The sequence below is a fragment of the Amycolatopsis acidicola genome (genome assembly GCF_007713735.2).
GTDB lineage: Bacteria > Actinomycetota > Actinomycetes > Mycobacteriales > Pseudonocardiaceae > Amycolatopsis_E > Amycolatopsis_E acidicola.
Map to the genome: position 1 here is coordinate 33163 of NZ_VMNW02000049.1, position 20897 is coordinate 54059.

Here is a 20897-nt window from a genome sequence, read left to right on the forward strand (position 1 = left end):
TCGGCGCACGGGCAGGTGGCAGGTCTTCGGACTCACGGGCGCCCACCTCGCGGTGGACCTACCGGCCGTCGCTTCCCAGACTCGCGCCCAGTGCTCCGTGACGGCTTTCGTTCCCGCTCACCGCTGCGGGGCAGTCCCGGACTCCCACCGGGTTCCCTCTCTCGTCGCCCCGGCCTCGGAAGACCAAGGGCGAACCACCAGCACGAGAGACACTACATGTTGTGCCAATCTTCGGCAGGTGCCCCACAGAGTGTGGGCGTGTCGTGCCCGCGTGGGCGGACGCCGATCTTGGCTGTGGGGCCGATGGGCGATCCGGCGAGTGTCGGAGCTCTTTGAGGGAGGGGTTTGTGGCGGTCGCGCCGACGGGCTGCGGGCTGCCGCTGCTGGGACTTTGACCAGGCGAAAAAGTGGGCCGCCCGGGGCTCGAACCCGGAACCTATGGGTACAAGATCAACACTGCCGGATGGTTGTTGATCTTTCTCGTTGTTGCTCATGACCTGGCGTTCGGGCTCCGGCGGCCTTCCGGTGGTTTCCGGACCGTTCCGGGGTTCTGTGGTCGTTTAGCTGCAGTAAAGCGGCAGCCCGGCGACGGTGCAGGTGGGCGGAGACAGTCCCGGCGCGAAGGCGAGGCAGGGACGAAGGGTACGCCTCCACCCGTTCCGCGGTTCCGACGCCGCGCCGCCCGCTTGCCCCGATACCCGTTGGCCGTGGCGCGAAGTGTCGCCGGGCGTCGATCGCCGTACCCAGCTTGAGCAAGGCGACCACGTCGGCGATCGTTGCGGACGTGGGCGGCTCCTTCTGCGTTGTCGTTCCGACTGATCACTTTTCCGGATCGGGGTCGTTTGCTCCGGATACCACGTTGCGATTGTCGGAGCTGTCTTCAGGTGGCTGCGATCGATTAAGCAGTGTCCGCAGCACGTCATGGGACGCATCTCGCCGATCCAGGTCTCGTCCACGAGCCGCAGTGAGGGTGATTATGGCGAAGAGGACTGCGGCAGTTGCAGCCAATAGCAAGACAGAAGGGACGAGGATCCAGAGGAGCGCGGGCTTTACAACAGCCGTTGCTGCCACCGTCGCTAGCGTGCCCGCAGTCCCTGCGGCCCTTCCTGATCTCGTTGCGGTCCAGTGTCCCCGAGTATCGCGAGGCTGATCCGGGTGGTACGACCGTGCCTCGTTACCTTGCCTAGCCTCAGACGCCACCCACCAGGCCACACTTCCAGGGGTGAGAGGCGTCCGCGTGACACGGTGCGTAAGAAAAGCGGTGACGACCGCCAGGGGCAAGAGCCCCCAGGGCAGCCAAAGGTGGACCGGAATCGACTCGAAGAACCACCAGGCTATGAGTCCTGCCAGGATGACGATCATTGTCGTCTTTGCGATCAACCAGCCAGGTCGCATGACACCCCCATCGATGAGCTTGTGGTCAGCGGCAAGTTTGTCGTAGCCACAGGCAGAGCGTTAGGGCCGTGCCGGTAGGGCAGCCGTCCGTGTCAACCTGTCAGAGCTGGTCCAGGGGTCTTCTGCTGAGTCGAGCTGATTGCCCCGGAGGGTTCCGGCCACCGGCTTTGTGACTGAGCGTGGCCCGAGCGGCGCGTTTACGCGCCGCCTTTGATCCCGTAGAGCCAAGTTCGGCAACGTCAAGCGTCAACTGAAGCCCGACAGCCCTTGACGTCGAACCAAACAGCTGTCCGACTGGCAGATCTTGCGAGCGACGGCGGAGGTGGTCTTGATGACCGGCCCGTGCGGCGGTGTGTCGCAGCCAGTAGATGTGAACTTCGCTGTCATGATATGCACATGGCAAGCTACCGTGACACTGTGCAGGCGATCCAGCCTGTCATTCCAGCTCTGTTCGATGCCCTTCAGTACGGGTTGACTACTGCAACGTCTGATCACGCGGACTACAGGTTGAAACGAGACGACGATCAGCACTACTACGTCCACCAGGCTCGACGTCTCGCTGTTGAGGAGCTCACTCGACAAGGCTTCTTGGCCCGCGACGAGGATTCTGGCCGCCCGCTGGTTCCTATGTCGGGCATCTTCATCGGCTACAGGGGGGTAGCGCTCCGGGTCTACCGAACAAGTAAGGCGAGGTCTGGAAAGATCGCACCGCCTCTCCCCGGCCGGTCGGTAAAGAAGCAAGAGTTCTGGCGACAGGAGCCCGCACTCGATGGGCTTGATGCAGACAACATCCTTCTCACCTGGAGTGATGATCAAGGTAGGCTCGACGAGCAGATGCGGATGTACCGGCCGGTAGCAGGCGACCACCGCAGGGATAGCTTTAAGTGCAGTTGGGAGGGCAAACTTACGCGAGCGATGGCGAACCTGCGCGCGGAAGACTTGCGCCTCCTTCAAGCCGACATTGAATATCCTAACCTGGAAACTGGAACGACATAATGTTTTACGGGGAACGAATTAAGCAGTTGCGAGAAATGCATAAGCTTACTCAGGCTGCCTTAATACAGAATATCCCCGAAATAACTCAATCGCAATTATCTCGCATTGAAAAGGGTAGAGTGGAAGCCACCGAAGAGGTCGCTACACTGATTGCGGCTTCCACGGGTGTGACGGTCGACTTTCTTACGAGATCTCCTGATGTTGACCTTCGAGCGCACACGCCCCAATTTCGAGCGCGAAGCAGAGTGACTGAAAGTGCGCGAAACTCCGCGCTGCAATGGGCGCGTTTGATTGCGGAGAAATTTGAAGAACTAAGTGGCGGGAACACGCTATTCCCGGTCGGCCTGCGTCAACTTTATGGCGCAAATCCCCGTGATGCTGCACAGGAAGTTAGGTCCTGGCTAGGATTCAATTCAGACGAGCCGATACACTCGTTGATCCTTGATGTTGAAAAGGTCGGCGTGACGGTTATAGGTCTCCCCATCGTCGAATCAAACATCGATGCTTTCTGTGCTTGGAGAGAGGGAGTACCCACAATCTGTCTTTTGGACGGGGTTCCCGGAGACAGGCTACGGTTCACGGCAGCACACGAACTGGGGCACCTCGTGTTGCATGACGGTCAACGCAGCGGGCAAGAAGTTGAGCGGGAGGCAGACGCCTTCGCGGCTGAGCTGCTGACGCCCATCAATAGCATCAAGAACGAGTTTCCGAGTAAAATAACGTTGTCAACTTTGACTATGATGAAGACAAGTTGGGGCGTCTCGCTTCGAACGTTGATCAGGCGAGCGCGTGAATTGAATCTCATAGACCAGGATCGGGCTGTCGGCCTTTACAGGCAGATTAGTGCACGTGGATGGAACCGGGCAGAGCCAGGACATGTTCCGGTGGAAAAACCGCGTGCTTTTAGAAAAATGGCCGAAATGCGATACGGGCCTGGGCCGAACATTCCATTGCTTGCAACCGAAGCGGCATGGTCGGAAGAACTCGCGTCCAATATTGTCGATAGGCACGCCAAGGCTTCGGAGCTCCCGTTTGTTGGCCCGAGTTTTACGCGCGTCAAGGGTGAGAATGTGGTCGATTTTCAAGCCAGGCGTGCTGCGCGTTCGGGTTAGTTATTGAAAGACCTCTTAAGTAAATCCTGCAACTCTTTCCTTGGGCTATTGAGAGAGGCTGGCCAGGCAATTAGGTTGAGATGTTCCAGCGTGTTGTAAGCGCCGTCTGTTGCTGCCGCTAGCCAGGGTGTGTCTGAGGCGTGCCTGGGTCACTCCGATGCCGTGCCATGCAGCTTCGGGTGCCGTCTCGGCGATCCAGTACCTGCCTTCCCTATTCCGCAACTCCGCCTGCTCGTCGTCGTACCCATACCCAGCGGCCAAGCGCTCCCGGTACTTCCGCCGTGGCTCAAGATCCAGCCGGTCCATCCGGTCATCAGTCAGGATCTCGTCCGGCAAGATCACCGTGTTGTCACCAAGCAGCAGGAGATCCAGATGTTCCCCGCGCTCGCGCGTGTACCAGCAACGCGCCACCGAGCTTGCCCGCCTGCGGAAGGCCGCGATTGAAGAGGCTCACCGCGACCAGGGGATGAGCTACACGGAGATCGCGGCGGCGCTGGGCATCACGAAGGGCCGGATCACGCAGATCCGCAGCACGGCCCCGGTCGCCGAGCGGGTGTTCTTCGGCGTCGGCCCGGTCAGTATCGGTGTGCCGTACCGCTACCAGACGACCGACCGCGAACGCCCGTTGATCGCCGCTGAGGACGCGGAGACCGGCAACCAGCTCGAAGTCCTGTTGACCAGCATGTCTCTGGGAACCAGCCGTTACACCATCGAACCCGAGCGAACGGAAGTGCCGGCGGGAGACGTCATCGTGGTCTGCGGCCCGAAGTCCGCCCCGATCGGCGCCGACCTCATGGCGCAAGATCCCGCGTTGGGCATGGTCGAGGACGACGGCCGATGGTGGATCGAGCAGCGAGTGGACGGATCCCGCGTCGGCTCACCCACCGACGACCCGAAGCAGCCGCAGCCCGCCGACGTGGCGTATGTGGCACGGCACATGATCGACAACCGTGTGATCGTCCATATCGCGGGTATCCACGGAATCGGATCACTCGGCGCGACGCACTACCTGACAACGCATCTCGCCGAGGTGTTCCGGGAAGTCGGTGCACAGCCGATGTCGATGGTCGTCCGCGCGACCTACGACGGGCTGGCCATCACCGACAGCGAACTTGCCGCCGGTCCCTACGTTTGGTGATTTCATGCGCGTCACAACCGCCCAACTCCCGCCAATGGACGAGAGCGACGACAAGATCTTCGCCACCCCGCAGGCCGTGATCATGCTGGATGGAGCGGATACGTGTTTCTTCAGTCGCAGGTCTTACTGTATCGGCTAGCCCCGCCCCGTGCGACCGTCTCGTTCATATTCGCCTGCCGTCCTCGGGAGTACGGCGAACAAGACCCTCCTGTGCCTGCCGCGCGATATGCGTCTACTGCGTCAAAGGCTTGCGTGTTTTGCTGTGGCCGAGTGCGCGGAGAATGTCGGCGATCCAGATCAGGTGTTGGGGGATCGCGGCCGAGGTGTCTTCGGTCAGCTTCTGGATGTTTTGCCAGGATTCGGAGAGCTGTCCGATTGTGAGTTCTTGTGGCTGCTCATAGACGTTGTAAAGTTCGTTCGGCGGAACCGACCAGAAATAGTCGCGCTCCAGGGTGATGTTTTCCCCCTCTTGCTCGGTAAGGCGGGTTAGAGCTGCCTCGAAAGCCGCGCGAAGGTGCTGTGTGGAAATTTGTAAGGGGTCACTCATTACCCGCGGCCTCCGAGGATGTCGTTGATCTGTTGTTTGAAGGTGGATATTTCGGTTTCCAGGTGTCGGATCCTGCCGTCGATGATACGTTGCCGTATCTCGGGTGTCGGTGCGTTTTTCAGGATTCCCTGGTTGTCGTAAGCGTCCGGGTTTTCGCGGTATTTCGAGAGTTTGTCCTCGTGTTCTTCGATGTTGCGTTGCAGTGAGCGAACTGAGCGCTGCTGGGACGCGGACAGTTCCTGCACGTCGTCGGAGGAGCTTGCCGATGACTCAATGGGAGAGACGTGGTCGTCGCCGGAGGCGTGCATTGCCATGTCGGCCACAGCGCCGGTTGCCATCGTGGCTCCGGTGGCCATACCCGCCGCCGAGATGGCGTTGATCGGTACGCCGGCAGCGGCGCCGATGCCGGTCGCGTCCAGGGCGACGCCGAGTCCCTCCCCGGCGGCGCTGATGACGGTCAAGCCTGCGCCGGCGGCGGCCGTGAGAACGTCGAGGGGGTGGTTGATCATCGCGTTGCCGAATGACGCAAGTCCGTTCACCAGGTGAGTTCCGGCATCCACGACGAAGTTCCCGAGGTCGTCGAGCCAACTCGATTCCTGCGGGGCCGGTGTCGCCTGGTCCCGTAAGGCGTTCGCCGTGGAGTCGCCTACGTATGCCAGTTGAGTCCTGGCACGGTCCAGCGTGTCTCGGGCGGCTTGTCGGTTCGCTTCTCCGGGGTCGGAGAAGGCGGGTGGTGGTTGGTTCTGCGCTGCGGCTTGCGCCGCTGCCTGGTTGTGTTCCGCCGTGGCTTGCTGTGTGGCGGATTGGCCCTGGTTCCACTGCGCGATGGCTTCGGTGGCTTGTGATTGTGCCCAGCGAAGTGTGGTGGCGTAGTCCTCGAGCGTGCCTGCGGCTGCTTGCAGCGCATCGGAGGCGGTGAGCCATTTGCCGGGCTCATAGCTGAATTTGTCGTGGAACGCCTTCGCTGCCGGTCCGTCCCAGGCACCGGTGTCGATCGCCTGCAGCCCTTCACCGGCGCGGCCGGCCCGATCGGCGCGGGCGCGCAGGACTCGCGCGTTCTCCTCGATCGCTTCGGGAGTCCCGGGCACAAGTTGTTTCGGGTCTTGTGTGTCGCCGAGCTCAGCCACCGTCGACAGCCTGTTCGCCGGGGTCGCTGGTCAGGGTTTTGATCGTGTCCGTGTCGATGCTGCGGTAGGCCTGCACCGCTTTGGACAGGGCATCGCTAATGGCGCCGGCGTCATCGGTCAGTGTGTCCAGACCGTCGCTCCAGCGGACGCACAGGTCCATCAAGGCGTCGTGCACGCCGGTGTGACCGTATAGCGCAGCGTCGCCACAGAGGTCTCGTAGCTCGAAGTTGTCCTGGTCATCGACGCTTTGCTGGATGCCTGCTGCGGCCTCGTCGACCCGGTCGACATCCACATGGAAACCCGGTCCATCCACTGCTCGCATACCCCCACGGTCACTGAAAGCGCTCCACGAGTGTCCATTGCGTAGCCAACCTGTGCAAACGCCTGAGCGAGGGCCGTGGACAAGGACATGCTCGGGCACGCCAGCATCGTGCTCACCGCCGGCACCTGTTCCAGCGTCCTGCCGACCCTTGCCCGCCAGGCTGCCGAGGCCACCGCAAAGCTTGTGCTCAAGGCCGCAGCAACCACCGGCACCCGCCTGCGCGCACGGCGCTGGCGGCGAACTGGGCTGCGCCGACCCGTCGCAGCTGGCACACGGCGCCGAAGATGACCTATTCATGCAGGTCCGTGCACTGGGCGAGCCCTTGAGGAGCCCACGCAAGATCACAATTTCGCCCGGCAAGATCCGTCGGAGTCGACATCCGGGCAGGTCAGCAAGGGTGTTAATCTTGTGGGCCGCCCGGGGCTCGAACCCGGAACCTATGGATTAAAAGTCCACAGCTCTACCAATTGAGCTAACGGCCCTCACCCGGCAGTCTAACGGGCGGCGTCGCGCGGTCGTCGTCAGGCTGGGTGATCATGGGAGCCTGCTGCACAGTCCTACGAGCCCGTGGCCACCCGCGCGGTGCGGCGCAGCCAGTACAGCCCGATGATCGGCAGCACCAGCGGGATGAACAGGTACCCCTCGCCGTAAACGGACCACACCGTGGCGTCCGGGAAGGCCTCGCGGTCGAAGATGCTCAGCGTGCCCACCACGAGCACCCCGAGCAGCTCCACGGACAAGCACACGAGCGCCACCCGCCAGGACGTCGCGCCGCGGCGGGCCAGTGCGACGGTGGCCACGATGTAGATCACCGCGGCGACCGCCGACAGGAGGTACGCGAGCGGCGCTTCGTGGAACTTGGTGGAGATCTGCACGGCCGCCCGCGACGTCGCGGCCAGCGCGAAGATCCCGTAGACAGCCACCAGGATCCGGCCGGGCCCGGTCGCGGTGTTCTTCTGTTCAGGCACTCGCGCCTCCCCAGATCTCGTGCAGCCGCAGCACCATCACCGGGATCGCGAGGCAGGCGATGCCCAGGATCACGGTGCTCGACCGGCTGCGCTCGGCCAAGGCCCACGCCGCGCCGATCGGGATGATCACCAGCGCGCCGATCAGATAAGCCAGATACGTGACCAGGTTCCCCGGCTTCCCGCCGCCGATGAGCAGCACGACCCCGATCACCAGCTGCGCGACCAGCAGCACCTCGACCACGCCGAGGCCGGCCAGCAGCGCCTTGCTCGGCTCCTTGTTCCGCGCGGCCTGCAGGAAACTCCAGCACGCGACGGCCAGTGCGCACACCGTCACGGCTATCGCGAAACCTGGGATCACGGCCGCAGTTTAGCCCGGCCTAAGTCGCGCTCGTCGCGCGCGTGAGGTGGGAGCGGCGCAGGCCAAGTGCGCCGCTCCCGGCACCAGTTTGCCACCGCCGTGTCGCTCCTTGGCTGAACGTCACCTGAGAGTCCACTGTGGTCAGGCGGGCCGGAGCGCCTCCAGGCAGTCGCGCAGTTTGCCCTCGACCGGCACCGGGCGCCGCGTCTCGCGGTCGACGAACACGTGCACGAAATGTCCCTCCGCGATCACTTCCGCCCGGTCCTGGCGATGGATCCCGATTTCGTAGCGAACACTGGACCGGCCGAGGTGCGCCACCCGCAGCCCCACTTCGAGCGTGTCCGGAAAGGACACCGAACCGAGATAACTGCAGTGCGACTCCACGCACAGCCCGATCACCGGGCTCCGCTCCACGTCCAGCCCGCCGCGCTCGATCAGCCACGTGTTGATCACCGTGTCCATCACCGAGTAGTGCACGACGTTGTTGACGTGCCCGTAGACGTCGTTGTCCTTCCAGCGCGTCGGCACCGTCCGCCAGTGCGGGTAACTCACCACAGGCTCACCGAACGACGCAGGATGCCGGCCAGATCCTCCTCGGTCGGCGTGCGGGGCGCGATGGACAGCAGCCGCTGCTGCTTGACCGCGCCTTCGACGAGGCTGTCCACATCGGACTCGCCGTAGCCGACCGCGCCGATCCCGTTCGGGATCCCGATACGGGACATCAGGCGTCGCAGCACTTCGGGGAGGTGGTCGGCGTCGTCGGCGGGGCGTTCGACGTCCGGGCCGAGCAGCTCCGCCACCCGCAGGTGCCGCTCCGGCGCCGCGGTGAACGTGAACCGGAACGCCTCCGGCGCGGTGAGTGACACGGCCATCCCGTGTGGCACAAGGGGTTCCTCCGGCGGATAACCGTCGGGCACGAAGTCGCGGACCTGCCCGGCGATCGGGTACGCGTTCGCGTGCGGGATGTGCACGCCCGCGTTGCCGAAACCCATCCCGGCGAAAGTCGCCGCCAGGGCCAGATTTTCCCGTGCCCGCAGGTCGTCCCCGTCGGCCACCGCGGCGGGGAGCGCCTCGCGCAGCAACGTCAGCGCGCGCTCGGCGAACATGTCCGCGACCGGGTTCGAACCGCAGTAGGGGACGCGCTGTTCAGGCTGTTTGCGCTCGAATTCCGTGTAGGGCTTGGCTGTGTAGCTCTCCACGGCGTGACACAGGATGTCCATCCCGCTCGCCGCCGTGACGCCGGCGGGCTGTGACGCGGTCAGCCGCGGGTCCACGACCGCCAGCGTCGGCCGCAGCTTCAGATGGCTGATGCCCGTTTTCACCCGCAGCGACAACACGTCCAGCACACACACGGTGGTGCTTTCGGCCCCGGTGCCGGTGGTGGTCGGGACGGCGACGAGCGGTTTCAGCGGCGCCGCGGGCGCGCGGCCGCCGCCGACCGGCGGGTTGATGTAGTCCATCAACTCGCCTTCGTTGCTGGTCAACAGGTTCACGGCCTTCGCGGTGTCGATCGAGGACCCGCCGCCGACGGCGACGAACGCGTCCCACGGGCCGGTGCCGCGCGCGAACTCGACCGCTTTCGCCATGCTGACGTCGGTCGGCTCGACGTGCACTCCGTCGAAAACCTCCGCCAGCAGGCCGTATCCCGCCAGCCCGTCGGCGATCCGCTGGGGCCAGCCCGTGGCGGCGACCCCGGGGTCGGTCACCACGAGCACGCGCCGCGCGCCGGTCTGCTTGAGGTCGTAGCCGATTTCGTCGCACGCGCCGGCTCCGTACTTCAGCGCGGGCGCTCCGTAGGTGAACACGCTCTCGTTGGGCACGGCCCCGAGCTTAGGCGCACCAAGGAAACTTGACCGGTCCCGTGAGCGCTGTTTAACTTGATCTATTACATATCAGCGAGCGTGGACCGTTGCGCGCACGGCGGTCCGGATATTGGTCGACGCCGGGGTGCGGCGTGCGTACACCGTGCCGGGTGACTCGTTCCTCGAACTCCTCGACGCGATCCAGTTCGACCCCTCGATGACTCTGGTCACCGTCCGCCAGGAGTCCGCGGCCGCGTTCATGGCCGAGGCCGAGGGCAAGCTCCGCGACGTCCCGGCGATCCTGCTCGGCCCCACCGGGCCGGCGGTGATGAACCTGGCGATCGGCGTGCAGACGGCGCATCAGGACGAGACCCCGCTGATCGTGCTGCTGGCCGACCGCCCGTCGAAGAGCCTGAAACCGGACGAGGAGGAAGGCCCCGACCAACTCGGGTTGTTCCGTCCCTTCGCGAAGTGGACGGCCCGCGCCGAGACGGCGGCCGAGGTGCCCGGGTTGCTCGCCGAAGCGCTGCACGAGGTGCAGCGCGGCAGGCGCGGCCCGGCCGTGTTGTCGGTGCCGACGGACTTCTGGGTGGCGCCGTTCGACGCGGTGCTGCCGAAGCCGGACCCGCCGCCGGACCGGTCCGGCCAGCTGATCCGCTCCGCGGACGAGGTGGCGGCCCTGCTCGCCGATTCGCGCTATCCCGTGGTGATCGCGGGCAGCCGCGCCCGGCCGGCGCGCGACGAGTTGATCACCGCGGCCGACCAGCTCGGTTTCGCGGTCTACAACGCCTTCCGCCGCCAGGACGCCTTCCCCGAGAATCACGCCCGTTACGCCGGGCACCTCGGGCCCGGCATCCCGGCGCGGCAGCTGGACGCGCTCGATCGCGCCGATCTGGTGCTGGCCATCGGCACCCGGCTCGACGAGACCACCACGCAGAACTTCCGGTACCCGTCGGCGAGCCAGACCCTGGTCATGATCGGCACCGGGCTCACCCCGCACCGCCGCCGCGGCCTGACGTTCCGCATCGACTGCGAGATCGGCCCGTTCCTGCGCGAGCTGTGCGCGGTGGCGCAGCCGCGCACCCGGCGCAGTTCGGCGGCGAACGCCTCCACGCACACGTACATGACCCCGCCGGACACCAGCGAAAGCGTGCTGGTGCACCCGGCGGAGGTGGTCCGCGCGGTGCGGAAGGTGGCGCCGGAGGACACCGTGGTGACCAGTGACTCGAGCAGTTTCGCCGCATTCGTGCACCGTTATTGGTGTTTCACCGAACCGCGGACGCAGCTCGGCCCGGCGGACCGGATCATCGGTTATGCCGTGCCAGCGGCGGTCGCCGCGAAACTGGCCGAGCCCAAACGCGCGGTGGTCGCGATGGTCGGCGACGGCAGTGTGATGATGACGGGCCAGGAACTGGAAACGGCGGTGCGCTACCGGGCGCCGATCATCGTCGTGGTGATCCAGAACGGGTTGTACGGCGATGTCGCGATCCATCAGGCGCGCACGCACGGCAGGCTCTCCGGCGTCGCGCTCAACCCGGTCGACTTCGCGTCGTGGGCGCGTTCCTTCGGCGCGGTGGGCTACACCGTCGAGTCGCCGGAGCAGCTGGAGCCCACCGTGGGCCGGGCGTTGCGCCACCAACGGCCGAGCGTGATCGACGTGCGCACCGACCCCGACGTGATCAACCCGGACGTCCGGCTGAGCGCGCTGTTCCGTGCCGAGCACGGGGCCGACTGACCGTTATACGCGTGTGATATCCGCGTGTGGTTGCTGAAGCTATTCCTCGCCTTCCCGCTTGCCCTCGCGTAGTGTCTGTATTTACTCGCCATTTTCCCCGAAACATGAAATTGGTATTTTTGCATGCCTGTCGAATCTCCGGTCCGCAAACCGAAGCCCATCATTTCCGGTACCAGGTCGCTGCCGGAGCACGTACTGGTGAAGGTGTTCGTGCTGCTGCCACTGGTCGCGCTCGCCGTGGCGGTGCCCTTCGCGTGGGGCTGGGGGCTGAGCTGGCTCGACATCGGACTCGGGGCGGCGTTCTTCGTGATCTCCGGGCTCGGCGTGACGGCGGGCTACCACCGGCACTTCACGCACGGCTCGTTCAAGGCGAACCGGCCGCTGCGGATCGCGCTGGCGATCGCCGGGAACCTGTCCGCGCAGGGGCCGGCGACCACGTGGGTCGCCGACCACCGCAGGCACCACGCCTTTTCGGACCGCGTTGGCGACCCGCATTCCCCGTGGCTGTTCGGCACCGGGCCGAGGGCGCTGGCCAAGGGCTTCTGGTTCGCGCACATGGGCTGGCTGTTCGAGCGCGAGGTGACCAACGCCGAGCGCTTCGCCCCCGACCTGCTCGCCGACAAGGACGTCCGCCGGGTGGACGCGCTCTTCCCGGTCTGGGTCGCCGCCACGTTCCTGCTGCCCGCGATCATGGGCGGGCTGATCACCTGGTCCGTCTGGGGCGGCGTGACCGCGTTCTTCTGGGCCGGCCTCGTCCGGGTCGCGCTGCTGCACCACGTCACGTGGTCGGTGAACTCGATCTGCCACATGATCGGCGAACGCCCGTTCGTCAGCCGTGACAAGGCGGCGAACTTCTGGCCGCTGGCGATCTTCTCCTTCGGCGAGTCCTGGCACAACCTGCACCACGCCGACCCCACCTGCGCGCGGCACGGCGTCAAGCGCGGGCAGATCGACATCACGGCGAGGCTGATCTGGATCTTCGAAAAAGTGGGCTGGGCCTGGCAGGTGCGCTGGCCGACCCCGGCGAGGCTGAGCAAACTGGCGCTCGAGCCCGATCTGTGATGTACTGATCGTGGTCTCAGGATTTTGTGTTCGTGTTCACCCACGCTCGCAAGACTTCGCGGGCGTAGTGGTTTCCCATTCGGGAGAGCAAACCGTCTCGCGGTCGACCTGGGGTACCGAAACGGTGCCTCGTTGATTTGCAGTATATGGAGAATACTTTTATGGCTCAGGGCACTGTGAAGTGGTTCAACTCCGAGAAGGGGTTCGGCTTCATCACTCCCGACAACGGTGGCGGCGACGTCTTCGTTCACTACTCCGAGATCCAGGGCAACGGCTTCCGTAGCCTCGAGGAGAACGCTCGCGTCGAGTTCGAGATCGGCCAGGGCCAGAAGGGTCCGCAGGCCACCTCGGTCAGCGTCATCTGATCTAGGTCTTCGAAAGAGGCCCTCGTCCGTTCCGGGCGAGGGCCTCTTTCGTGCGTGCAACCCCTTGCAACCCTTCCGCGACGGCCGTCGCGAGGTGTCCCATTGAAGTGTGACCGAGCACACAGTGGGCGTCGTGGCGAACCCGGCTTCCGGCCGGGACATCCGCCGCCTCGTCGCCAAGGCTTCGGTCTTCCCGACCGCCGAGAAGGCGAACATGGTGCAGCGGATGCTCACCGCGCTCGCCACCGTCGGCGTCGGCCGGGTGCTGCTGTCCACCGATCTCGCCGGGATCTCCGCCGCTGTTCTGCGCGCTGTACGCGCGCGGCGTGACCCCTGGCCGGAGGTCGAGTTCTGCGACCAGGACCCGCTCACCGGAACAGCCCGCGACACCACGAACGCCGTCCGCCGGATGATCGCCGCCGGTGCGGGCGCAATCGTTTGCCTCGGTGGGGACGGCACGGCGCGGGTGGCCGCGGGCGCGTGCGGGGACGTGCCGCTGCTCCCGCTTTCCACCGGCACCAACAACGCCTTTCCGCAGTTGCGGGAGGCCACCGTTGCCGGGCTCGCCGCTGGGCTCGTGGCCACCGGAGCGGTCGACGCGACCCACCGCGCGGCGGTGCTCGAAGTCGCGGCCGGTGATCGCGTGGAGCTCGCGCTCGTCGACGTGTGCGGCTCCACCTCGCCGTACGTCGGCTCGCGTGCGTTGTGGGAGCCGGCGCTCCTGACCGAGCTGTACTGCACGTTCGCCGAGCCCGATGCGATCGGTTTGTCCAGCGTCGCCGGGCAGTTGTGCCCGTCCAGCCGTGCGACGCCGTCGGGCGTCGCGCTCACCTTCGCCCCGCCCGAGCAGGCGCGCTGGGTGGTCCGTGCGCCGATCGCGCCCGGTCTCGTCGTGCCCGTCGGCGTTGGTGAGTTCCGCAAGCTGCCGCCCGACGAGCCCGTGGAGATCGCGCCGTGCGGAGTCATCGCTGTCGACGGCGAGCGCGAGCTGGAGCTCCGCCGCGGCGAAGGCGCCACTGTCCGGCTGCGGCTCGACGGACCGCGCTGCGTAGACGTCACCGCTGCCATGACCGAAGCGGCTCAACTCGGTTTGTTCACCACAGAAAGGAACGTCGACGATGACGGACACCTTGCGAACACGCGCCGCGCGCGGCCTTGACGCCGACGCGCTGCTCGACGCGTACCGGATGATGCGTACCATCCGCGCCTTCGAAGAACGGGTGCACGACGAGTTCGCGACCGGCGACATCCCGGGCTTCGTGCACCTCTACGCCGGGGAGGAGGCGTCCGCGACCGGCGTGTGCATGCACCTCGACGACCGCGACTCGATCGCCAGCACGCACCGCGGGCACGGGCACTGCATCGCCAAGGGGGTGGACGTCAAGGCGATGATGGCCGAGATCTACGGCCGGAAAACCGGTTCCTGCCACGGCAAGGGCGGGTCGATGCACATCGCCGACCTGTCCAAGGGGATGCTCGGCGCGAACGGCATCGTCGGCGGCGGCCCGCCGCTGATCTGCGGCACCGCGCTCGCCGCGAAGCAGCAGGGCACGGGCGGAGTCGGCGTCGCGTTCTTCGGCGACGGAGCGAGCAACCAGGGCACGACGTGCGAAGCGCTCAACCTCGCGTCGGTGTGGCAGCTGCCCGCTGTCTTCATCGCGGAGAACAACGGCTACGCCGAAGCCACGTCCAGCACCTGGTCGGTGTCCGCGGACAACATCGCGGACCGGGCCGCCGGGTTCGGGATGCCGGGCGTGATCGTGGACGGGTTCGACTTCTTCGCCGTGTACGAGGCGGCGGGCGAGGCGATCCAGCGCGCCCGCGAGGGCGGCGGCCCGACGCTGATCGAGGTCAAGTTCACCCGGTACTTCGGGCATTTCGAGGGCGACCAGCAGACCTACCGCGCCACCGAAGTGGCCGACGCGCGCGAGAACCTGGACTGCCTCAAGCGGTTCCGCGCCCGCGTCACCGAGACCGGCCAGCTCGAAGAATCCACTTTGGACTCCGTCGACACGCAGGTGGCCGACCTGATCGAGGCTGCCGTCACCGAGGCCAAGGCCGCGCCGAAACCCGGGCGCGCCGATCTGGAAACCGACGTCTACGTCTCGTACTGAGGAGCTACCCATGGCACGCACGATCAGCTACCGCGAGGCCATCAACGAGGCGCTCGCGCAGGAGATGGAACGGGACCCGGCGGTCATCGTGATGGGCGAGGACAACGCGGGCGGGGCGGGCAGCCCCGGCGAAGACGACGCGTGGGGCGGCGTTCTCGGTGTCACCAAAGGGCTTTATCACCGCTTCCCCGGCCGGGTGCTGGACACCCCGATCACCGAGTCGGCGTTCATCGGGGCCGCGATCGGCGCGGCCACCCGCGGGCTGCGGCCGGTGGCCGAGCTGATGTTCATCGACTTCCTCGGCGTCTGCTTCGACCAGATCTTCAACCAGGCGGCCAAGTTCCGCTACATGTTCGGCGGCAACGCGCAGACCCCGGTCGTCATCCGCACGATGTACGGCGCCGGGCTGCGGGCGGCGGCCCAGCATTCGCAGGCGCTGTACCCGATTTTCACGCACATCCCCGGGCTGAAGGTGGTCGTCCCGTCCAGCCCGTACGAGGCGAAGGGCCTGCTCACCCAGTCGATCCGCGACGACGACCCGGTGATCTTCTGCGAGCACAAGGCGTTGTACGACTCCAGCGGCGAGGTGCCCGAAGACAGCTACACGATCCCCTTCGGCGAAGCCAACATCGTGCGCGACGGGGACGACGTGACGATCGTGGCCATCGGCCGGATGGTGTCGGTGGCTGAGGCCGCGGCCGCGGAGCTGGCCGGTTCCGGGATCGAGGCCGAGGTCATCGACCCGCGCACGACCAGCCCGCTCGACACCGAGACGATCCTGGAGAGCGTCGAGAACACCGGCAGGCTGGTGGTCGTCGACGAGGCGACCCCGCGCTGCAACCTCGCCACGGACATCTCCGCGCTGGTGGCGAAGGAGGCGTTCGGGTCGCTGCGCGCGCCGATCGAGATGGTCACCGCGCCGCACACCCCCGTGCCGTTCTCGGACGCGCTCGAGGACCTCTACATCCCGGACGCGCAGCGGGTCGTCAACGCCGCCAAGGCGGTGGCCGGGTGGACGCGATGATCGCCAAGGTCGCGATGCCCAAATGGGGGCTGTCCATGGCGAGCGGCAAGGTCACCGAGTGGATCGCGCACGAGGGCGACGAGATCGCCGACGGCGACGAGCTGGCCGACATCGACACCGACAAGATCACCGGCACGTTGGAGGCTTCCGACGAGGGCGTGCTGCGCCGGGTGATCGCGCAGGTCGGCGAGGACGTGCCGGTCGGCGGGACGATCGCGCTCATCGCGTCGGCGGACGTGACCGACGCGGAGATCGACGAAGCGGCCCGCCAAGCCCGCGAAGAGCTGGACTCGGGCGCGGTCGCCGAGGTCGCCGGCCCGCTCACGGGGACGGTGCAGGTGGACGGGCGCACGATCTCGTTCGCCACGCTCGGCGAAGGCGAGGAGCACGTCGTGCTGATCCACGGCTACGGCGGCGACAAGAACTCCTGGCTGTTCGTGCAGGAACCGCTTTCCGAGACGCGGACCGTGCACGCGCTGGACCTGCCAGGGCACGGCGAGTCGACGAAGGACGTCGGCGACGGTTCCCTCGACACCCTGGCCGGCGCGGTACTGGGTTTCCTTGCCGCGCAAGGGATCGAGCGGGCTCACCTCGTCGGGCACTCGCTCGGCGGGGCGGTGGCCGTCGCCGTGGCGGCGCGCGAGCCGGGCCGGGTGGAGTCGCTGACGCTGGTGGCGCCGGCCGGGTTCGGCGACGAGGTCAATGCGGACTACCTGCGCGGGTTCGCCACCGCGTCGTCCCGGCGTGAGCTGAAACCGCACCTCGCAGCGCTGTTCGCCGACCCGTCGCAGGCCACCCGAAAACTGGCCGACGACCTGATGAAGTACAAACGGCTCGACGGGGTGGACAAGGTGCTCACGACCCTGCTCGACACCCTCCTGCTGAGGCCACTGAACGTGCGGCCGCTGCTGTCCGAAGTGGACGTTCCGGTCACGTTCGTGTGGGGTGGCCAGGACGCGGTCATCCCGCCGGTCAACGCGCGTGAGCTCGCCGGGGTTCGCCTGGTGGAGGGCGCCGGGCACATGGTGCACATGGAATCCCCGGCGGCCGTTGTGGAAGCGGTGCCGCCGGTGTCACGCTGAGGAGGATGGCTCAGCACCTCGAGGCAGCGCTGCCGGTCGGGGCGGACCCCCGGCGGTACGCGCGCGCCCTCGCGAAGGTGCGCGAAGCCGCGCTGTCCGGCGAAATCTCGCCGGACAGCCCACGGCCCGTGATCGGTGCTTCGTGGCAGCGGATGCGCAGTCTCGGCGTGGATCCCGACCGCGGCGGGCAGGCCGAGCCGCTGGATCCGGCTGGCGTCGAACAACGGCGGGCGGACAGCGGGCTGGCCGGTGTGCTGCCGATCCTTCGCGACGGGCTGGTCGGGGTGGCCGAGGAAGCCGCGCACATCATGGTGGTGGTCGACCCGGAGGGTGCGGTGCTCTGGCGCGAAGGCAGCAGCACGGTCCGCCGCCGGGCCGACCGGCTCGGGTTCGTCGAAGGCGTGTGCTGGCACGAAAACGTGGTGGGCACCAACGCGATCGGCACCGCGCTCGTCGCGCGCAGGCCGATCCAGGTCTACTCGGCCGAACACTACGTGCGCACGCACCATGCGTGGACCTGCGCCGCCGCGCCCCTGCGAGACCCGCGCGACGGTCACCTGCTCGGCGTAGTCGACCTTTCCGGACCGGCACAGACAGTGCACGCGACTACCCTCGCGCTCGTCGATGCGGTCGCCCGGCTGACGGAATCCAAGCTACGCAACGACCATCTCGCCGAACTGGAGCGCCTGCGCGCGTCCGCGCTGCCGACGCTGGCGAAGCTGAGCGGACGTGCCGTGGTCGCGGACGGGCACGGCTGGGTCGCCGCCACCACCGGGCTCGCGCCGGTGGATCGCATCGCGCTGCCCGCGCACTGCGCGCCCGGCCAGGTGTGGCTGCCCGCGTTCGGGAGCTGCGTGCTCGAACCGGTGCCCGGCGGCTGGCTGGTCCGGCTCGCCGGTGAGGACGGCGTGCCGACACGCGTCGAACTGGACCTGAGCAAATCGGACTCGACACTCACCATCGCCGGTACGGCCGGTTCCTGGACCCACACGCTCAGTCCCCGCCACGCCGAAATGCTCTACCTGATCAGCCTTTTCCCCGAGGGGCGTTCGGCGGCCGAGCTCGCCGCCGACCTGTTCGGCGACCCCGCGCGCACTGTCACCGTGCGGGCGGAAATGTCGCGGCTACGCCGAAACTACGGTTCAGTGCTCGCGCGGCGCCCGTACCGGTTCGCCGATGGCGTGGAGGTGGTGGTGCGCGGGCCCGACGCGCCCGGGCGGGTACTGCCTTTTTCCACCGCGCCGGGGATCGTGACTCGACGCGGCAACCGGTCAGCCACATATCAATAACGCCCCGCGTCCGCAGGGTGTGAATCTCCGCGACCCGGCGGAGTCGATGGCGACGGCCACGGCGACTCGGATACCTTCATGCCGGTGGTAGAACCGGGCGAGGGGTGGAATTGATGACGAGCACCGCGACGCGGCCTGGCGCGCCGACGGCCGAACCGCCGCCCGCGCCCGACGCGCCCCCCTCGTCCCAGCCCACCCGCTCCGGGTTCGCGGGCCTGATCGACCTGCCGGCCGCGGCCGTGCGAGGGCTGATCCGCTCAGTCCGCACCACCCCGGGCAGGCTCACCGTGATCGCGGTCGGGCTCGTCCTGCTCACGCTGGTCACCGGCATCGTGGGCACCTTCGTCGTGCAGGGCAAGAAGGACACCATCAACGAGCTGATCGACCACCGCGAGCCGCTGACGGCGGCTTCGCAGGAGGTCTACCGCTCGCTGTCGGACGCGGACGCGACCTCGGCCAACGCCTTCCTCGTGATCGGCACCGAGCCGCCGGAGCTGCGCGCCCGCTACGACCAGGACATCGCCAGCGCCGGCGCCGCACTCGCGAAGGCGGCTTCGGACTCCGAAGGCGTGGCCGACGCGGCCACCAAGGTCGACATCATCAGCCGGAACCTGCCCGTCTACACCGGCATCATCGAGACCGCCCGCCAGAACAACATGCAGGGCTTCCCGGTCGGCGCCTCGTACCTGCGCGAGGCGTCCAACCTGATGCGGGCCACGATCCTGCCCGCGGCCTCCGATCTCTACCACATCGACACCGACCGGCTCGGCGCCGAACAGGACGACGTGAGCGGCTTCCCGTGGTTCACCACGGCGTTGCTCGTGGTGCTGCTCGCCGCGCTCGTCGTCACCCAGGTGTATCTGACACGGCGGACCAACCGGCTGCTCAACATCGGCCTCGTCGTGGCGACCGGCGCGATGGTGGTCGTGCTGTTGTGGGGCGCGGTCGCGCTGATCATCCAGTCCGCGCTGGTCGGCTCCGGGCAGGACGACGGCAGCCACCCGGTGGACGTGCTCGTCCGCGCGCGCAGCGCGGCGGTGCAGGCCAGGGCCGACGAGACGATGACGCTGGTGGCCCGCGGTGACGGCGCCGACTACGAAACGAACTTCCAGCAGCTCGCGCCGATCTTCACCGGTCTGCTGCACGAGGCACAGGGCCTGATGTCCGGCGAAGCGGCGCAGAACATCGACACCGCCGTGTCCTCCGCGGACGCGTGGCTGGTGGCGCACAAGGACGTTCGCGCCAAGGACGACGGGGGCTCCTACTCGGACGCGGTCAAACAGGCCATCGACACCTCGCTGCCGAACGGTTCCGCGGTCGCGTTCACCAAGCTCGACAACGCGCTCGTGAAGGCGATCAGCATCGGGCGGCAGAACTTCCTCGACAGCACGCGCGGAGCCGATCGGGCGCTCACCGCGCTCGCGCCGGGCGTGGGAGTGCTGGCCGTGGTGGCCGCGGGCGGGGTGACGATGGGCATCCGGGACCGGCTGAGGGAGTACCGGTGAGAAAACTGAGACTCGCGGCGCTGCTGGCGGCGTTCGCTCTCTTCGGCGCGGCCTGCGGCAGCGCGGGCACGCCCGTCGACCCGGCTCCGGTCGGCAGCGTTCAGCCGCCGATGCCGGCGAAGGTCGGCGGCGCCGAGAAAGCGGCCGGCGGTAGCGCCTCGTCCAGTTGCGACACCCGGAGCCTGTCGCCCGATCCGTCGCTGTCCGGGTCCACGGTGAGCAAGATCAAGCAGCGCGGCCGGATCATCGCCGGAGTGGACCAGACCACTTACCTGTTCGGCTTCCTCAACCCGGCCACCGGCAACCTCGAGGGCTTCGACATCGAGATCGTGAAGCAGATCGCGGACGCCATCTTCGGCACGTGGCAGGGCCACGTGCAGTGGACGGCCATCCCGTCTTCGCAGCGCGAAGCCGTGCTGGAGAACCACACCGTCGACATCGTGGTGCGAACCTACAGCATCACCTGCGACCGCCTGCAGAAGATCGACTTCTCCTCGAACTACTACCAGGCCGGCCAGCGCGTGCTGGTGCGCAAGGACTCCGGCATCACCGGGCTGACCGACCTCGGCGCGAAGAAGGTCTGCGCGGCCAGCAGTTCCACGTCGCTGCAGGCGATCCAGAACGCGCCGGCGAAGCCGATCCCGGTGTCCGTGAGCAATTGGTCGGACTGCCTCGTGCTGATGCAGCAGGGGCAGGTCGACGCGATCTCGACCGACGACGTGATCCTCGCCGGGATGGCCAAACAGGATCCGAACGTGGTGGTCGTCGGCGCCCCGTTCACGAAGGAGAACTACGGGGTCGGCGTCGCCAAGGGCCAGGAGGACCTGGTCCGGTTCGTCAACTCCGTGCTCGACACCATCCGCGGCAACGGGGTGTGGCAGCAGAACTACGACTACTGGGTCGCGCCCGTGCTCGGCCCCGCGACGCCGCCCGCCGTTTCGTACCAGTGAAGGTTG

Annotated in this window: 20 protein-coding genes, 1 tRNA gene, 1 pseudogene and 1 riboswitch; of the genes and pseudogenes, 14 read left to right on the forward strand and 8 right to left on the reverse strand. The window is 66.9% G+C overall.

Features of this window, described 5'->3' with window-relative positions:
* Window positions 1-214: riboswitch (cobalamin riboswitch) on the reverse strand.
* Window positions 215-1791: 1577 nt separating this feature from the next.
* From FPZ12_RS27575 to FPZ12_RS27585, 4 genes and pseudogenes are all read left to right on the forward strand, one after another.
* On the forward strand, window positions 1792-2391 hold the full coding sequence (locus FPZ12_RS27575; RefSeq protein WP_144749290.1) for a hypothetical protein: 600 nt from the start codon (window positions 1792-1794) through the stop codon (window positions 2389-2391).
* Window positions 2391-2564: pseudogene (locus FPZ12_RS47140) on the forward strand (helix-turn-helix domain-containing protein); the annotation flags it as partial. The gene FPZ12_RS27575 and the pseudogene FPZ12_RS47140, both read left to right, overlap by 1 nt.
* A gap of 72 nt (window positions 2565-2636) precedes the next feature.
* Window positions 2637-3503, forward strand: coding sequence for an ImmA/IrrE family metallo-endopeptidase (locus FPZ12_RS27580; protein ID WP_243770055.1), 867 nt, complete (start codon window positions 2637-2639; stop codon window positions 3501-3503).
* 466 nt (window positions 3504-3969) lie between these two features.
* Window positions 3970-4641 carry a hypothetical protein gene (locus FPZ12_RS27585; RefSeq protein WP_208026033.1) on the forward strand — a complete coding sequence of 224 codons (672 nt, stop codon included), beginning with the start codon at window positions 3970-3972 and terminating at the stop codon, window positions 4639-4641.
* Between the two features lie 232 nt (window positions 4642-4873).
* Here the strand turns inward: FPZ12_RS27585 and FPZ12_RS27590 are convergent, their stop codons facing one another.
* From FPZ12_RS27590 to FPZ12_RS27630, 8 genes are all read right to left on the reverse strand, one after another.
* Window positions 4874-5188, reverse strand: coding sequence for a hypothetical protein (locus FPZ12_RS27590; protein WP_144749284.1), 315 nt, complete (start codon window positions 5186-5188; stop codon window positions 4874-4876).
* Window positions 5188-6315, reverse strand: a complete 1128-nt coding sequence (locus FPZ12_RS27595; RefSeq protein WP_144749282.1) for a putative T7SS-secreted protein — start codon at window positions 6313-6315, stop codon at window positions 5188-5190. The genes FPZ12_RS27590 and FPZ12_RS27595 overlap by 1 nt, the downstream gene beginning before the upstream one ends.
* A complete protein-coding gene (locus tag FPZ12_RS27600) occupies window positions 6308-6637 on the reverse strand; it encodes a hypothetical protein (RefSeq protein WP_144749279.1) in 330 nt (109 codons plus the stop codon). The genes FPZ12_RS27595 and FPZ12_RS27600 overlap by 8 nt, the downstream gene beginning before the upstream one ends.
* Window positions 6638-7046: 409 nt before the next feature.
* Window positions 7047-7119, reverse strand: a tRNA-Lys gene (locus tag FPZ12_RS27610).
* Between the two features lie 75 nt (window positions 7120-7194).
* Window positions 7195-7566 carry a hypothetical protein gene (locus FPZ12_RS27615; RefSeq protein WP_144749348.1) on the reverse strand — a complete coding sequence of 124 codons (372 nt, stop codon included), beginning with the start codon at window positions 7564-7566 and terminating at the stop codon, window positions 7195-7197.
* A gap of 31 nt (window positions 7567-7597) precedes the next feature.
* On the reverse strand, window positions 7598-7963 hold the full coding sequence (locus FPZ12_RS27620; protein ID WP_144749277.1) for a hypothetical protein: 366 nt from the start codon (window positions 7961-7963) through the stop codon (window positions 7598-7600).
* A 141-nt stretch (window positions 7964-8104) separates the two neighbouring features.
* Window positions 8105-8518, reverse strand: coding sequence for an acyl-CoA thioesterase (locus tag FPZ12_RS27625; protein WP_144749275.1), 414 nt, complete (start codon window positions 8516-8518; stop codon window positions 8105-8107).
* On the reverse strand, window positions 8512-9783 hold the full coding sequence (locus FPZ12_RS27630; protein WP_243770056.1) for a hydroxyacid-oxoacid transhydrogenase: 1272 nt from the start codon (window positions 9781-9783) through the stop codon (window positions 8512-8514). The genes FPZ12_RS27625 and FPZ12_RS27630 overlap by 7 nt, the downstream gene beginning before the upstream one ends.
* 64 nt (window positions 9784-9847) lie before the next feature.
* Here FPZ12_RS27630 and FPZ12_RS27635 point away from each other — a divergent pair, with 64 nt between their 5' ends.
* From FPZ12_RS27635 to FPZ12_RS27680, 10 genes are all read left to right on the forward strand, one after another.
* On the forward strand, window positions 9848-11500 hold the full coding sequence (locus FPZ12_RS27635) for a thiamine pyrophosphate-binding protein (protein ID WP_144749273.1): 1653 nt from the start codon (window positions 9848-9850) through the stop codon (window positions 11498-11500).
* 123 nt (window positions 11501-11623) lie between these two features.
* Window positions 11624-12562 (forward strand): acyl-CoA desaturase, encoded by a 939-nt coding sequence (locus FPZ12_RS27640; RefSeq protein ID WP_144749271.1) that lies wholly within the window; start codon window positions 11624-11626, stop codon window positions 12560-12562.
* A gap of 161 nt (window positions 12563-12723) precedes the next feature.
* On the forward strand, window positions 12724-12927 hold the full coding sequence (locus FPZ12_RS27645) for a cold-shock protein (protein WP_144749269.1): 204 nt from the start codon (window positions 12724-12726) through the stop codon (window positions 12925-12927).
* Window positions 12928-13036: 109 nt separating this feature from the next.
* Complete coding sequence (locus tag FPZ12_RS27650; RefSeq protein ID WP_144749267.1) at window positions 13037-14086, forward strand: ATP-NAD kinase family protein; 1050 nt, start codon at window positions 13037-13039, stop codon at window positions 14084-14086.
* Window positions 14046-15041 (forward strand): thiamine pyrophosphate-dependent dehydrogenase E1 component subunit alpha, encoded by a 996-nt coding sequence (locus FPZ12_RS27655; protein WP_144749266.1) that lies wholly within the window; start codon window positions 14046-14048, stop codon window positions 15039-15041. The genes FPZ12_RS27650 and FPZ12_RS27655 overlap by 41 nt, the downstream gene beginning before the upstream one ends.
* 10 nt (window positions 15042-15051) lie before the next feature.
* The gene (locus tag FPZ12_RS27660; protein ID WP_144749265.1) at window positions 15052-16065 is read left to right on the forward strand and encodes an alpha-ketoacid dehydrogenase subunit beta; all 1014 of its coding nucleotides are present in this window, start codon (window positions 15052-15054) and stop codon (window positions 16063-16065) included.
* A complete protein-coding gene (locus tag FPZ12_RS27665; RefSeq protein ID WP_144749344.1) occupies window positions 16062-17147 on the forward strand; it encodes an acetoin dehydrogenase dihydrolipoyllysine-residue acetyltransferase subunit in 1086 nt (361 codons plus the stop codon). Before FPZ12_RS27660 ends, FPZ12_RS27665 begins: the two co-directional genes overlap by 4 nt.
* Window positions 17148-17152: 5 nt before the next feature.
* A complete protein-coding gene (locus FPZ12_RS27670; RefSeq protein ID WP_144749264.1) occupies window positions 17153-18436 on the forward strand; it encodes a GAF domain-containing protein in 1284 nt (427 codons plus the stop codon).
* Between the two features lie 113 nt (window positions 18437-18549).
* Window positions 18550-19941 (forward strand): hypothetical protein, encoded by a 1392-nt coding sequence (locus FPZ12_RS27675; protein ID WP_144749263.1) that lies wholly within the window; start codon window positions 18550-18552, stop codon window positions 19939-19941.
* A complete protein-coding gene (locus tag FPZ12_RS27680; RefSeq protein WP_243770058.1) occupies window positions 19938-20891 on the forward strand; it encodes a glutamate ABC transporter substrate-binding protein in 954 nt (317 codons plus the stop codon). Before FPZ12_RS27675 ends, FPZ12_RS27680 begins: the two co-directional genes overlap by 4 nt.
* Window positions 20892-20897: the final 6 nt, after the last annotated feature.